This window comes from Bacillus cereus group sp. MG1, from assembly GCF_040460035.1.
GTDB classification, from domain to species: Bacteria; Bacillota; Bacilli; order Bacillales; family Bacillaceae_G; genus Bacillus_A; species Bacillus_A cereus.
On record NZ_JARVGY010000003.1, the window covers coordinates 11,835 to 25,123 of the forward strand.

Sequence of the window (13,289 nt, forward strand, 5' to 3'; positions counted from 1 at the left end):
AATGTTTATGTTGGAGTTACTACTGGTTCCCACGGCAGCACTAACTTATGCATTAGTAAGCGATAAGTTCAAACGAAAAGATGATGACAAAAAGAAGATTCAAGTCTTTTTTGAGGTGAGTGGGATTGCTATTAAAAGGGACGATAAGTTGCATTATCCTACGTTTCAAAAACAAATTGATGATGATCGCAGCACAACATATATTTACACTTTACCTGTAGGTATGCCAAGCAAAATTATTCAAAAGGTTGAGGACGTTGTAAGCGAGGGATTAAACAAACCTGTTCGGATCCATTACGATAATTATAAATTAAGCATTCGAGTATTTCATAAAGACATACCTAATAAGTGGAGATGGTCTGAAACATTAATTGAACAAGGGAAATGGCTTGTACCTATAGGGCAAAGTTTAGAAGAATTAATTTATCATGATTTTGATAAAACACCACACATGACTTTAGGTGGTTTGACACGTATGGGGAAAACCGTTTTTCTAAAGAATGTAATGACATCTCTTATTACAGCACAATCAGACCATACTCATTTATACATTGTTGATTTAAAGGGTGGATTAGAATTCGGGCCATATCAAAATTTAAAGCAAGTTGAGTCTATAGCAGAAAAGCCGATTCAAGCGTTTCAAGTTTTAAATACAATTCTTGAAAAGATGGAAGAAAAAATGTGCTATATGAAGGAAAGGCACTATACAAACGTTGTAGAAACAAATATAAAAGAACGACATTTTATCATAGTTGATGAAGGTGCTGAGCTTTGTCCAGATAAGAGTATGAGTAAAGAGCAACAAAAGTTGTTAATTGCTTGTCAGAGAATGCTTTCTTATATTGCAAGAATTGGCGGGGCGCTTGGCTTCAGATTGATTTTTTGTACACAATATCCAACTGGAGACACATTACCGCGACAAGTTAAGCAAAATTCAGATGCGAAGTTAGGGTTTAGATTGCCAACACAGACAGCTTCTCAAGTGGTTATAGATGAATGTGGATTGGAATCGATTAAAAGTATACCTGGACGCGCTTTGTTTAAAACGGATAGGTTAACAGAAATTCAAGTGCCTTATATTTCTAATGAAACGATGTGGAATGTACTAAAACAATATGAGGTGGAGAAACATGAACATACAAACACACATCAAATTGAATCGTCAGATGATGATTCTGACCTCGATTAGAAAGTTGAAATTTGCTACACGTAGGCATTTAATGGCTATACATGATTTAGGGGGCATTAGAAATGCAAACCGTATATTAAAGGATTTAGGCTCGTTCGTTAATAGTACAGTGTATAAAAAAGAATATGTATATTACTTAAATAAAAAAGGACGTGCGCTATTCGATGATACAGAAAAAATAGTACCAACAATTCGACTAGCACACAGCCTTATGAGAAATGAAGCTTGGCTCTATCTGTTCTGTCCGGATGACTGGCAGATAGAAACACCTATACGTTATAAAATAGATGATAAAAAGAAGACAATTATTCCAGATGTTAAATTCCGAGATGAAGAAGGAATTTTAAATGCTGTGGAAATAGATCGCACTCAAATGATGAACATAAACAGTGAGAAAATGAATAGGTATGGTGAATTTACTACTTATTATAAGGAGAAGTATAATGGTAAGGTGCCAATCGTTCATTTTTTTACCGTAACGGAATACAGGCAAAAAACTTTAGAACAGTTTGCAATGAAGAATGGTGTTTATGTGAAAGTGTATGTTGTCCCAGAATTCCAATAAAAAAGAGCTGAATGAAAACCCAGCTCTTTTGCCCCCTTTTTCTTAGTTGCGCCCCACCTTTGCCCCACTTTGTAGAAAAAGATATAAAACATTTAGAAAAGGTTATGAAGGAAAACACTGATATAACAAGGTACTTACAAGGATAAAAAAACAAATAAAAGGGATGTATCTATATTTAGGGCAAATGCAATTGGAGTTTCGTGAAGTATCATCTGGAGAACAGCTAGCATTTGAAAATGGAGAAAGTATTTTACAATTCCGATCGCGTAATGGGAGTGAAGTATCGTATGAAAAAGAGAATAGTCGTCTTATAAGAAAGGTAAATAGGCGCGGGAGGGAAGTCGTTTTACAAAATATTGGAACGGTTTCTTACAAACTAACACCTCATGTACTCATTATAAATGTGAAAGATACTAGTGGGAAAATATATGAAGGTGTAGTTATGCGATATAGCGAAATAGGAATAAACGTATGAGAAAGCAAAAGGGATTTACAATGCCTGGAACGATTATCTTTCTTATTTTATTAACTTCTTTTTTTATATACGAAACAAATATGTTGTTTACAGATAAAAATTTTTATATAGGAATAGAACAAAAATTTTTATTGGATGAATTACTTAACCGATCTATTACAGATATAAAAAAAGACTTACAGCAAAAAGAAAAAGAAGGTACATTTTTCTTTCAGTATGAAAAGGGAGAAGCGAGTGGAAATTATGTCTTTGAAAATGATTTAATTCTCGTTGCTTTGCAGTGTACACTCAAACAGGAAGCTTTCTATACGGTGAGTTTTCGGTATAGAAAAAAGGATGGGAAAATAGTCGATTGGATAGAAGGATAATATGTAAAATATATATATAGATAAACCAGGATTTCCTATTGTAAATTGAATTGATTTTTTAGAAGAAATGGATAAATATAATGATTAAAAGTTTAAATTTTCTCAAAAAAGAGAAAGGTAGAAAGAATATGATATATTCATGCTATCCAATCATTATTTTTAGGGAGAATAGGGAAATGACAAACAACAATCAAATAGGTGAAAATAAGGAACAAACTATTTTTGATCATAAAGGAAATACGATTATGACAGAAGATAGAGAAATACACATTATTTCAAAATTCGAAGAACCTCTTATTGTCGTATTAGCAAATGTACTAAGTGATGAAGAGTGTGATGAATTAATTGAAATGTCTAAAAATAAAATGAAACGTTCTAAAGTTGGTTCAGCACGTGATGTAAATGATATTCGAACAAGTAGCGGTGCATTTTTGGAAGACAATGAACTTACTTCAAAGATTGAAAAACGAATTTCATCTATCATGAATGTTCCTGCGTCGCATGGTGAAGGATTGCACATTTTAAATTATGAAGTGGATCAACAATATAAAGCACACTATGATTATTTTGCGGAACATAGTAGATCAGCTGCTAACAATCGTATTAGTACGCTTGTAATGTATTTAAATGATGTAGAAGAAGGCGGAGAAACGTACTTCCCAAAATTAAATCTTTCTGTACACCCTAGAAAGGGAATGGCAGTATACTTTGAGTATTTTTATCAAGATCAATCATTAAACGAGCTTACGTTACACGGAGGGGCACCTGTAACGAAAGGCGAGAAATGGATTGCAACGCAGTGGGTGAGAAGAGGCACTTATAAGTAAAAGCGAGTGTTACGTTTTGTTCTTCATAGTATAAGAACAAAACGTTTTTTTATTAAACAAAGTAGCATCTTTCGTTATAATAACAATTAATAAATGACGATTGAGAGGACAAGAAATGAAATCTATATACATAACCGGCTACATGGGAGCAGGGAAAACAACAATTGGAAAAGCGTTAAGTAAAGAACTTCAAATGGATGTTGTAGATACTGATCAAAAAATCGAAGAGAAGCAAGAGAAGGCAATTCGAAAAATTTTTGCCGAAGAAGGCGAAATGGCTTTTCGGGAATATGAAAGCGAAATGTTACGTGCGCTACCAGTCCATAATGTTATTATTACAACTGGTGGGGGAATTATTGAACGAGCGGAAAATCGCAAGTGGATGAAAGAGAACGGAACTGTCGTGTATTTATATTGTGATCCGCATGTAATTGCAGAAAGGCTTCGTGAAGATACGACACGTCCACTATTTCAAAAGAAAGATATAGATGCATTCGTAAAGAAATTTGAATCACGCCGAGCTTATTATGAAGAGGCTCATATTCATATCGATACGACAAATAAGTCTGTAAAGCAAATTATGAATGAATTAAAGGAAAAGATTAATGTATAAAAAAGTGGACATACTAATCAAGTAGAGGTGATGATAATATGTCTACTAATGATTATGTTCGCTTTGTGACGCAGCAGTTTGTGTCGTATATGGATGCTCCAAAAGAAGATCGAAAACAAAAGAAAGAACAACGCCGTGCTGAAAAAGAGCCATTTATGAATAAGTGGTTTGGTGTTATGCCGCTGAGTGCTGCTTTGTTTTACCGAAATGTAAAAAGTAAAAGAAAAAAATCAAGTTAAATTTTAGTCATATGTTTAACAAACCAAAAATCCCCTAGTGTCGTATTACACTAGGGGATTTTTATTTACTGCACGGATTCTTGTTCTTCCGTAACGGCATGTATTTTATTATTTACCCAAACAAATCCAATTCCGATACAAATGGAAATGCCCCATCCAACAGCGGTCATAATCGCTCTCATTTCACCATAGCCATCTACACCGAAAACAGAGATGAAATAAATTTTTAAGAAGCTTTTTAATATGAATTGTAGACCGAAAAATAGCGTTAAATATTGTAGTGCTGGATAAATACGACTATCACGATAAAGCTCACGACTTTTATCACGGTCATGGCCTTGCAGTGCGGCAATATCCGCAGCGAAATATAACATAAGTGGTTTCTTTATAAAAATTGTACATATGACGATAATACCGAGTACGATGTGATAATATGCATCATTCCACAACATTCGTTCAGCTGACCCAGATAATAAATCTACCGTTGTATTAGAAATGAGTGTAATTAAAATAAAGAACCCTGTCACGTTAAACTGTTTTTCTTTTTTAAAGGTATACAGTGTATAAATAATCCCCGGAACAGAGGAAAGTAACATCGCGTAATAAGGATCGATATAAGGTTTTGCAAATTTCCAAATGAGGAATGGGATTACGAGATAAAAGACAAGATCTAATATAGCTTTTTTATTTTGATTCATACAAAGCCTCCTTAAGTCATACATATATTTTATAATATAATTTCTGAAAATTGTATAAGGTTTAATGGGAAAAGAAAAAATATATCAATTTTCGAGGGGAGAGTAGATTGAAAAAAATTGCCCCTAGCGTAGTAAGTTTTTTTAGTATATAATAAAGGAAACGCTTTCATTTTTAATTTGTTCACAAAATGGACGGAAAATCACATATTTACTATCGATATGTTGCTTTATAATGAAACTAATTAAATATACATGCATACAATATTGTGAAATAAATAACATAAATAATCTATATAAATGTAAACGTTATCAAAATAGAGAGGTGGAGACAATGAGTAAATTTTTCTTCAATCATAATCCAGCAACAGTAGAGGATGGAAGGCTTGTTAAATATGCTGAAATTATTTATGGAGAAGGTGGCCGTTCTGTATTAGAAAATTTAATGGTGAAGGCATCTATCAGATTGCGTGATCGTTATCCGAATAAATCTGACGAGCAGATCTCGAACCTAGTAAATAAAGGCATCCATGATATGTTTCAAAAATATGTGAGCGAGTAAGAGTGGCCAATGGCTGCTCTTATTTTTTTGTATAAGGATTGTAACTCTAGCTGAAAATAAACATGTATTCTGAAAAACGTAAAAAGGAGTGGGAAAGATGAGCAATGGAATTGGACGTTCGAAAGAAAATCTTCCAACTGATGCAAATCATGTGAGCGCGAAGGATCGTGCGTATCAAAAACGCATGGCAAAGCAAAAACAACAAGAGCGTAATGAGGATAGAGAATAACTCGAAATAAAGCTCCTTCTAAAGCAGAAGGAGCTTTATTTCGATAGAAAATGATTCGCGGTAACATAAAAGAGTCCACCGTTAATAATTTGCACTGTAATACGTGGTTCATACTGTTCTTGCAGAGCTTGTTTTTCAATTTCATAGCTCTCAGGAAGTTCGTCACTTTCTTCATAAAAACGGTTTAAAAGGTCTAAATCATGATTCCAACGCACTCTTGCTTCTTTTGCCCACGTATGGTCATCTTCTGCAATTATATTTTTTAAAGCGTCTTCTATGCGTTGTAAACCACTTTGAGGTTTAATGATGGGCGAGAGCGTAAAACAAAAATCAGGTATTTTTGGTGTAAGTTTAATGTTTGTTAATGTTTCATGAAAGTTTGCCATCATTGTTCCAGAAATGAGATGAATACCAATCGAGTGAAGGATGTCTTTTTTTCGATCACATTGATAGGAAACTTTTATATTAATACCGAGCCAAGGGTGGAGCGGTGTATGTGTTGACCCATTATGTCTTACATCCTCATATAAACGTATGTATGAGCCTAATTCTTTTGTCGTTTGGAAAATTTGATGTAGACGTGGTGAACCGTAGTGAATAAGCTCACCATCATTTTCTTCATTTTCTGGATTTGTAATAAGAGTAAGGCGCATCGGATTCGGTACGCCTCCTGTTTTCTCAAGATAGTGCCAATAAAAAGGGCGATTCATTAATAATTTATCCATCTCAATTGTTAACTGTACATCTAATAAATGAGGAGAACGTTCTAAAATTTCACAGTTATTCGCCTCAAAGAAATTGTATAAGTAATTATGAATTTCATGTTGCTGCATAGCCTTGCACCTCAGCTTCATTTCGTTTCGCAAAGTCGATAATAGATGTTAAGTTTTCCATCTTAATTCTAATTTCACCTTCGCTCTTTGATTGCGCGAAAATTTCTTGAATGTGCGCGTCGATGTTTTTCATATTAATTCTCGTTAAAATTTCATCGAGTTCACCAATAACACGCTCGAATAAGTTGATTTTTTCATATAACAGTTTCAGAATATGTTCTTCAACAGTATGCTTTGTAGCTAAGTTATAAATATGAACATCATTTTTTTGACCGAGACGGTGAATACGTCCGATTCTTTGCTCAAGACGCATTGGATTCCATGGCAAATCATAATTGATCATATGGCTACAAAACTGTAAGTTAATCCCTTCACCACCAGCTTCAGTTGCAATTAATACTTGTGCGTGGTTTTGGAAAAGCTCCTTCATCCAATCTTTCTTCCCGCGTTTAAACCCGCCGCGGAATGGAACGGAAGAAATACCGTGTTGTTGTAAAAACCATTGTAAGTACATTTGTGACGCTCGATATTCTGTGAAGATAACGACTTTATCGTCAATTTCTTTTATAAGCTCAAGAGCTTTATTTGCTTTTGAGTTGAAAGGAATATGATTAATTTTGTCCATTAGCACATCGATATGTGGATCTTTTATATAATGTTCGTTTTCTTTCTGTTTTTTTTCTACATGCTTTTTCAATGAATAGTAAACAGCCTCACGACTACTACACGCTTCCCGTTTTAAAGTTAACGATGAGAAAGCAGATGTGAAGGCGTCTTGTCCTCGCCAATTTTCGATATCATTATATAGAGCTTGTTCTTGTTCATTAAACTCAACAAAAATTGTACGTACATGTCTCTTCGGCCAATCGATACCGGTATTATGTCGTCTATTTCGCACCATTACTTTATTAATGAGAGCTTTTAAGTCTTCATCTGATTCGGCTGAGCGATTTTTGGAAGCGTAATATTCTTCAAAGTTGGATTGATTGCCTAAATGTCCTGGTTTTAATAAAGAAACAAGGTTAAAAATTTCATCAATCTTATTTTGAACAGGAGTAGCGGTTAGTAATAAACAAAACTTCTTTTTTAATCGTTGTGCAAATTCATAGTTTTTTGTTTTATTATTTTTCAGTTTATGTGCTTCATCGATAATAATAAGGTCATATTCCAAGTTCAACACGATATCGCGATGTGGTGAACGTTTCGCAGTATCAATTGATGATACGATTACGTCAGCTTGTTCCCATGAGTAGCTTTTCTTTTGTGCTACAGCGGGAATGAAAAACTTTGTATTCAGTTCGTATGCCCATTGTGATACGAGAGAAGCTGGGACAAGTATAAGTACCTTTTTCACAAGCCCGCGGACCATGTATTCTTTCAAAATAAGTCCAGCTTCGATTGTTTTTCCAAGGCCTACTTCATCTGCTAGAATCGCTTTACCGTTCATTTGTTCAATCACATTTTGAGCGACTTCTAATTGATGCGGAAGCGGTGTGAAATGGGATAAATGTTTCGGTGCTTGTAGTCCATCAAAAGTAGGAACAAGTAACGATTTTTCTGTTTCATAAGCTAAGTGATATAAATCCCAGTTTGTCCAAGGACCATCTTCGTCAATTCTATTTAAAAAATTGTTTTGCCATGTCCGATCTACGGAAATATCGACATTCATTACAACTCTCCCACCTTTTATAAACTAAAGTAATTATTTTTTAATGTATGATGATTTGCCTTAAAAGAAGGCATAATTATCGTTATTAAAGGCTATATGATAGACAATAATAAAGTATTAAATCTCAAAAGCTGTATTTATTGTGTTTTAACATAAAAAATTCTAAATTATTTTTTATGCTAGAATATTGATGAAATATAGCGAATGATGTTAGGATAATGGTGTGAAATGTGTGGAATCTTTCGTATTTTATCCAAGAAAGTGATTTTTTATTTACGCTTTCATAAAAAAATATAATGAGATTCCGTATATCCTATCTTTTCAGAATGAAAATGTTTAGAAAAGGGAAGCAACTTTTATTGATTTGTCAAAGCATAAGGGGGAGAGAGCATGATTACATTACAACGTACACCGTTATTTGATGTATACGCGAAGTATGGTGGAAAAACAATCGACTTCGGTGGTTGGGAATTACCAGTTCAATTTTCAAGCATTAAAGAAGAACACGAAGCTGTACGTACAGCTGCAGGTTTGTTCGATGTGTCTCATATGGGAGAAGTTGAAGTAAAAGGTGTAGATAGTTTAGCATTTTTACAACGTGTTGTTACAAATGACGTATCTACCTTAAAGGTAGGGGGCGCACAATATACAGCTATGTGCTACGAAAATGGTGGTACAGTAGATGATTTATTAATCTACAAACGTGGTGAAGAAGACTATTTATTAGTAATCAATGCATCAAATATCGAGAAAGATTACGAATGGTTAGCAAGTCATGTAATTGGCGATGCGACAGTAGTCAATGTTTCTAGTGAAGTTGCACAGCTTGCAATTCAAGGACCAAAAGCAGAAGGCATTTTACAAAAAGTTGTGTCAGAAGATTTGAAAGAAATTAAGTTCTTTAAATTTAAAAACGATATTCTTGTAGATGGAATTCCAGCACTTGTATCTCGTACAGGTTACACAGGTGAAGATGGATTCGAAATTTACTGTAAGAGTGAAGATGCTGCAAAACTTTGGGAGAAACTTCTTGAAGTTGGAGCAGAAGAGGGCTTAAAAGCATGTGGTTTAGGTGCTCGTGATACACTTCGATTCGAAGCAACATTACCACTTTATGGACAAGAATTATCAAAAGATATTACACCGATTGAGGCTGGAATTGGCTTTGCGGTAAAAACAAATAAAGAAGCAGACTTCTTTGGAAAAGCAACGTTAAAAGAGCAAAAAGAAAACGGTGCGCCTCGTAAATTAGTCGGCATCGAAGTAATCGAACGTGGAATTCCTCGTACGCATTACCCTGTATTTATTGGTGAAGAAAAAATTGGGGAAGTAACGAGTGGTACACAATCTCCAACGTTAAAGAAAAGCATTGGTTTAGCACTAATTGATGTAAAATACGCAGCAGTTGATACAGAAGTAGAAATTGAAATTCGTAATAAACGCGTCAAAGCAGTAGTTGTTCCAACACCATTTTACAAACGTTCAAAGTAACGGGGAGAGGGGTAGATTTCATGTTGCATCGTTATCTTCCAATGACAGAAGAAGACAAAAAAGAAATGTTACAAACGATCGGCGTTCAAACGATCGATGAATTATTCTCTGATATTCCAGAGAGTGTTCGTTTTAAAGGGGATTTAAAAATTAAAGAAGCAAAATCAGAGCCAGAGCTTTTAAAAGAGCTATCTCAAATGGCTAGTAAAAATGCTAACTTAAAAGAATACGCTTCTTTCTTAGGAGCAGGCGTATACGATCATTATGCTCCAGTAATTGTAGATCATGTTATTTCTCGCTCAGAATTTTATACAGCTTACACACCATACCAACCGGAAATTTCACAAGGGGAATTACAAGCAATCTTTGAATTCCAAACAATGATTTGTGAATTAACAGGAATGGATGTAGCAAACTCTTCTATGTATGACGGGGGGACAGCTTTAGCTGAAGCGGCAATGTTAGCAGCTGGCCATACTCGCAAAAAGAAAATTCTTGTATCTAGCGCGGTTCATCCAGAATCAAGAGCAGTACTTGAAACGTATGCAAAAGGTCAAAATCTTGAAGTTGTTGAAATTAATCATAAAGATGGTGTAACAGATTTAGACGTATTACAAAGTGAAGTAGATGATACAGTTGCTTGTGTAATCGTTCAATATCCAAACTTCTTCGGACAAGTTGAAAAATTAGCTGATATTGAAAAAATCGTTCATCAACAAAAATCATTATTTATCGTTTCTTCAAATCCATTATCATTAGGCGCATTAACACCACCAGGGAAATTTGGTGCTGATATTGTAATCGGTGATGCACAACCATTCGGTATTCCAACGCAGTTTGGTGGACCGCACTGTGGTTACTTTGCAACAACGAAAGCATTTATGCGTAAAATTCCAGGACGTCTTGTTGGACAAACTGTAGATTCAGATGGTAAACGTGGATTTGTATTAACGTTACAAGCACGTGAACAGCATATTCGTCGTGATAAAGCGACATCTAACATTTGTTCAAACCAAGCGTTAAATGCACTAGCAGCTTCTGTTGCAATGACGGCACTTGGCAAACAAGGTGTGAAAGAAATGGCACGTCAAAACATTTCTAAAGCACAATATGCAAAACGTCAATTTGAAGCGAAAGGCTTCACAGTAACATTTGCTGGACCATTCTTCAATGAGTTTGTTGTAGATTGCAAACGTCCAGTGAAAGAAGTAAACGATGCATTATTACAAAAGAATATTATCGGTGGTTACGATCTAGGCCGTGATTATAAAGAGCATGAAAACCATATGCTTGTAGCAGTAACTGAGCTTCGTACAAAAGAGGAAATTGACACACTTGTAAACGAAATGGGGGCTATCCAATGAAGAACCAAGACCAAGCACTTATCTTTGAAGTGAGTAAAGAAGGACGCATAGGATATAGCTTACCCAAATTAGATGTAGAAGAAGTGAAACTAGAAGATGTGTTTGAGAGCGATTATATTCGAGTAGAAGATGCAGAGCTACCAGAAGTATCTGAACTTGATATTATGCGCCACTATACAGCACTTTCAAACCGTAACCACGGTGTGGATTCTGGATTCTATCCACTTGGATCTTGTACGATGAAATATAATCCGAAAATTAATGAGAGTGTAGCTCGTTTCGCAGGATTTGCAAATATTCATCCGTTGCAAGATGAAAAGACAGTACAAGGTGCAATGGAATTAATGTACGACTTACAAGAGCATTTAATTGAAATTACAGGTATGGATACTGTTACTTTACAACCAGCAGCTGGTGCACACGGAGAATGGACAGGTTTAATGTTAATTCGTGCATACCATGAAGCGAATGGTGACTTTAACCGTACGAAAGTAATTGTGCCTGACTCTGCTCACGGAACGAACCCAGCATCTGCAACTGTAGCTGGTTTTGAAACAATTACAGTAAAATCAAATGAAAATGGCCTTGTTGACTTAGAAGACTTAAAACGTGTTGTAAACGAAGAAACAGCAGCACTTATGTTAACAAATCCTAATACATTAGGTCTATTCGAAGAAAATATTTTAGAAATGGCAGAAATCGTCCATAATGCAGGCGGTAAATTATACTATGATGGTGCAAACTTAAATGCGGTATTAAGCCAAGCACGCCCAGGAGATATGGGATTTGACGTTGTGCATTTAAACCTTCATAAAACATTTACAGGTCCTCACGGCGGTGGTGGCCCAGGTTCTGGTCCAGTAGGTGTGAAAGCTGATTTAATTCCGTACTTACCAAAACCGATTTTAGAGAAAACCGAAAATGGTTATCACTTCAACTACGACCGTCCAGAAGCAATTGGTCGTGTGAAACCATTCTATGGTAACTTCGGAATTAACGTTCGTGCATACACGTATATTCGCTCTATGGGTCCAGATGGATTGCGTGCAGTAACTGAGTATGCTGTATTAAATGCGAACTATATGATGAGAAGATTAGCGCCATTCTACGATCTTCCATTCGATAGACATTGTAAACATGAATTTGTATTATCAGGTCGTCGTCAAAAGAAACTTGGTGTACGTACATTAGATATTGCAAAACGTCTGCTTGATTTCGGTTATCATCCACCAACAATTTACTTCCCATTAAATGTGGAAGAATGTATTATGATTGAGCCGACAGAAACAGAATCAAAAGAAACATTAGATGGTTTCATTGATAAGATGATTCAAATCGCTAAAGAAGTAGAAGAAAATCCAGAAGTTGTACAAGAAGCACCGCATACGACAGTCATTAAACGTTTAGACGAAACGATGGCTGCACGTAAACCAGTTTTACGTTATGCGAAGCCAGCTCCTGTACAAGTTTGATTAAAATAACAAAAGAAGAACTCGCTGAGGCGGGTTCTTTTTTTGTATGGATAATTTGTCCCGCATTAACGGACAGTAAACTCTCAACTTAAAACTTAGCTGCTGCAAAGAAGACAGGTGGGAGATAAACTGTCCGTAAATGCCCGATTGGTTCAACTAATAATCAGTGGGGATGAACAAAAATCCCCACTGATTAAAGTTTCACTTTATGCAGAAATAGTGAAGAAAATGTTAAAAAAATATGTTTTTTGTTTCCTAATGGTGTAAAGGTGTAGTTTTATAGGTAGTTTTGTTGAAAAAGTCGGTTTGATAAAAGTATTTATTTTTGTTAGAATTTTATTGAAATTAAGAAGATGTGATGAGGCAAAGATTACTCATTTTTATGTATATGTGAAAAAACGAACAAGACGGGGGTGAAAGTGTGGGATATCGATGTTATAGAATGGTATACCATTTAGAAAATGGAGAAACAATTAAAGATGTAAAAGAATTTTGCTATCGAGACCAAGGAAAAGTGTTAGAAAGAGTAGCAAATCGTGTAATGGATAATAGAGAAGTGACGGCGATTGATAAACAAGGAACAATCATTTCAATAGCATGTGAGGACATTGTAAAGGTGGAACTTGATTACATAACAGAAAGTTAACCTTGAGTCATATCGAATTATTCGATAAAATAAACTGTTGAATGGTGAAGTG

16 protein-coding genes and 1 pseudogene are annotated in these 13,289 nt (G+C 35.1%); 13 read left to right on the forward strand and 4 right to left on the reverse strand.

Annotated elements, in window-relative coordinates:
* The first annotated feature begins 7 nt into the window (after positions 1 to 7).
* The 7 genes and pseudogenes from QCI79_RS29860 to QCI79_RS29890 all read left to right on the forward strand — a co-directional run bounded on the left by QCI79_RS29860 (position 8) and on the right by QCI79_RS29890 (position 4,276).
* Positions 8 to 1,189, forward strand: a complete 1,182-nt coding sequence (locus QCI79_RS29860) for an FtsK/SpoIIIE domain-containing protein (RefSeq protein ID WP_021727693.1) — start codon at positions 8 to 10, stop codon at positions 1,187 to 1,189.
* Entirely contained in the window at positions 1,131 to 1,754 is a 624-nt protein-coding gene (locus tag QCI79_RS29865) for a replication-relaxation family protein (RefSeq protein WP_023901143.1), read from the forward strand. Before QCI79_RS29860 ends, QCI79_RS29865 begins: the two co-directional genes overlap by 59 nt.
* 148 nt (positions 1,755 to 1,902) lie before the next feature.
* Positions 1,903 to 2,229: pseudogene (locus QCI79_RS29870) on the forward strand (competence type IV pilus minor pilin ComGF); the annotation flags it as partial.
* Positions 2,226 to 2,597, forward strand: coding sequence for a competence type IV pilus minor pilin ComGG (comGG, locus tag QCI79_RS29875; protein WP_001231273.1), 372 nt, complete (start codon positions 2,226 to 2,228; stop codon positions 2,595 to 2,597). The pseudogene QCI79_RS29870 and the gene comGG, both read left to right, overlap by 4 nt.
* Before the next feature lie 176 nt (positions 2,598 to 2,773).
* Positions 2,774 to 3,424, forward strand: coding sequence for a 2OG-Fe(II) oxygenase (locus QCI79_RS29880; protein WP_000183862.1), 651 nt, complete (start codon positions 2,774 to 2,776; stop codon positions 3,422 to 3,424).
* Positions 3,425 to 3,539: 115 nt separating this feature from the next.
* A complete protein-coding gene (locus tag QCI79_RS29885) occupies positions 3,540 to 4,037 on the forward strand; it encodes a shikimate kinase (RefSeq protein WP_000836650.1) in 498 nt (165 codons plus the stop codon).
* 38 nt (positions 4,038 to 4,075) lie between these two features.
* On the forward strand, positions 4,076 to 4,276 hold the full coding sequence (locus QCI79_RS29890) for a YqzE family protein (RefSeq protein ID WP_000106083.1): 201 nt from the start codon (positions 4,076 to 4,078) through the stop codon (positions 4,274 to 4,276).
* A 65-nt stretch (positions 4,277 to 4,341) separates the two neighbouring features.
* On the opposite strand, the gene QCI79_RS29895 is transcribed toward QCI79_RS29890, so the two are convergent.
* Positions 4,342 to 4,974 carry a VC0807 family protein gene (locus QCI79_RS29895; protein ID WP_001073111.1) on the reverse strand — a complete coding sequence of 211 codons (633 nt, stop codon included), beginning with the start codon at positions 4,972 to 4,974 and terminating at the stop codon, positions 4,342 to 4,344.
* Positions 4,975 to 5,115: 141 nt separating this feature from the next.
* Positions 5,116 to 5,232, reverse strand: a complete 117-nt coding sequence (locus QCI79_RS29900) for a hypothetical protein (RefSeq protein ID WP_001987222.1) — start codon at positions 5,230 to 5,232, stop codon at positions 5,116 to 5,118.
* A 73-nt stretch (positions 5,233 to 5,305) separates the two neighbouring features.
* Here QCI79_RS29900 and QCI79_RS29905 point away from each other — a divergent pair, with 73 nt between their 5' ends.
* Both QCI79_RS29905 and QCI79_RS29910 read left to right on the forward strand, forming a co-directional pair.
* Positions 5,306 to 5,533, forward strand: a complete 228-nt coding sequence (locus tag QCI79_RS29905) for a hypothetical protein (protein WP_000032702.1) — start codon at positions 5,306 to 5,308, stop codon at positions 5,531 to 5,533.
* A 97-nt stretch (positions 5,534 to 5,630) separates the two neighbouring features.
* The gene (locus QCI79_RS29910; protein ID WP_000064668.1) at positions 5,631 to 5,762 is read left to right on the forward strand and encodes a hypothetical protein; all 132 of its coding nucleotides are present in this window, start codon (positions 5,631 to 5,633) and stop codon (positions 5,760 to 5,762) included.
* 35 nt (positions 5,763 to 5,797) lie between these two features.
* Here the strand turns inward: QCI79_RS29910 and QCI79_RS29915 are convergent, their stop codons facing one another.
* A complete protein-coding gene (locus QCI79_RS29915; RefSeq protein ID WP_001183966.1) occupies positions 5,798 to 6,595 on the reverse strand; it encodes a YqhG family protein in 798 nt (265 codons plus the stop codon).
* A complete protein-coding gene (locus QCI79_RS29920; RefSeq protein WP_001100036.1) occupies positions 6,582 to 8,264 on the reverse strand; it encodes a DEAD/DEAH box helicase in 1,683 nt (560 codons plus the stop codon). The genes QCI79_RS29915 and QCI79_RS29920 overlap by 14 nt, the downstream gene beginning before the upstream one ends.
* Before the next feature lie 390 nt (positions 8,265 to 8,654).
* Here QCI79_RS29920 and gcvT point away from each other — a divergent pair, with 390 nt between their 5' ends.
* From gcvT to QCI79_RS29940, 4 genes are all read left to right on the forward strand, one after another.
* Complete coding sequence (gcvT, locus tag QCI79_RS29925) at positions 8,655 to 9,755, forward strand: glycine cleavage system aminomethyltransferase GcvT (protein ID WP_000631769.1); 1,101 nt, start codon at positions 8,655 to 8,657, stop codon at positions 9,753 to 9,755.
* Positions 9,756 to 9,775: 20 nt separating this feature from the next.
* Positions 9,776 to 11,119: an aminomethyl-transferring glycine dehydrogenase subunit 1 gene (gene gcvPA / locus QCI79_RS29930; protein ID WP_000903240.1), complete on the forward strand. Its 1,344-nt coding sequence runs from the start codon at positions 9,776 to 9,778 to the stop codon at positions 11,117 to 11,119.
* On the forward strand, positions 11,116 to 12,591 hold the full coding sequence (gene gcvPB, locus QCI79_RS29935; protein WP_000795702.1) for an aminomethyl-transferring glycine dehydrogenase subunit 2: 1,476 nt from the start codon (positions 11,116 to 11,118) through the stop codon (positions 12,589 to 12,591). Before gcvPA ends, gcvPB begins: the two co-directional genes overlap by 4 nt.
* Before the next feature lie 442 nt (positions 12,592 to 13,033).
* On the forward strand, positions 13,034 to 13,237 hold the full coding sequence (locus tag QCI79_RS29940) for a DUF3929 family protein (RefSeq protein WP_000262496.1): 204 nt from the start codon (positions 13,034 to 13,036) through the stop codon (positions 13,235 to 13,237).
* The last annotated feature ends 52 nt before the right edge of the window (positions 13,238 to 13,289 follow it).

Excerpts from the sequence above, each read along its gene's own strand:
- QCI79_RS29865 (WP_023901143.1), top strand. The coding sequence starts at position 1,131 with ATGAACATACAAACACACATCAAATTGAATCGTCAGATGATGATTCTG.
- QCI79_RS29905 (WP_000032702.1), top strand. The coding sequence starts at position 5,306 with ATGAGTAAATTTTTCTTCAATCATAATCCAGCAACAGTAGAGGATGGA.
- QCI79_RS29910 (WP_000064668.1), top strand. The coding sequence starts at position 5,631 with ATGAGCAATGGAATTGGACGTTCGAAAGAAAATCTTCCAACTGATGCA.
- QCI79_RS29900 (WP_001987222.1), bottom strand. The coding sequence starts at position 5,232 with ATGCATGTATATTTAATTAGTTTCATTATAAAGCAACATATCGATAGT.
- QCI79_RS29895 (WP_001073111.1), bottom strand. The coding sequence starts at position 4,974 with ATGAATCAAAATAAAAAAGCTATATTAGATCTTGTCTTTTATCTCGTA.
- QCI79_RS29880 (WP_000183862.1), top strand. The coding sequence starts at position 2,774 with ATGACAAACAACAATCAAATAGGTGAAAATAAGGAACAAACTATTTTT.
- comGG (WP_001231273.1), top strand. The coding sequence starts at position 2,226 with ATGAGAAAGCAAAAGGGATTTACAATGCCTGGAACGATTATCTTTCTT.
- QCI79_RS29940 (WP_000262496.1), top strand. The coding sequence starts at position 13,034 with ATGGTATACCATTTAGAAAATGGAGAAACAATTAAAGATGTAAAAGAA.
- gcvT (WP_000631769.1), top strand. The coding sequence starts at position 8,655 with ATGATTACATTACAACGTACACCGTTATTTGATGTATACGCGAAGTAT.
- QCI79_RS29860 (WP_021727693.1), top strand. The coding sequence starts at position 8 with ATGTTGGAGTTACTACTGGTTCCCACGGCAGCACTAACTTATGCATTA.
- gcvPA (WP_000903240.1), top strand. The coding sequence starts at position 9,776 with ATGTTGCATCGTTATCTTCCAATGACAGAAGAAGACAAAAAAGAAATG.
- gcvPB (WP_000795702.1), top strand. The coding sequence starts at position 11,116 with ATGAAGAACCAAGACCAAGCACTTATCTTTGAAGTGAGTAAAGAAGGA.
- QCI79_RS29920 (WP_001100036.1), bottom strand. The coding sequence starts at position 8,264 with ATGAATGTCGATATTTCCGTAGATCGGACATGGCAAAACAATTTTTTA.
- QCI79_RS29915 (WP_001183966.1), bottom strand. The coding sequence starts at position 6,595 with ATGCAGCAACATGAAATTCATAATTACTTATACAATTTCTTTGAGGCG.
- QCI79_RS29890 (WP_000106083.1), top strand. The coding sequence starts at position 4,076 with ATGTCTACTAATGATTATGTTCGCTTTGTGACGCAGCAGTTTGTGTCG.
- QCI79_RS29885 (WP_000836650.1), top strand. The coding sequence starts at position 3,540 with ATGAAATCTATATACATAACCGGCTACATGGGAGCAGGGAAAACAACA.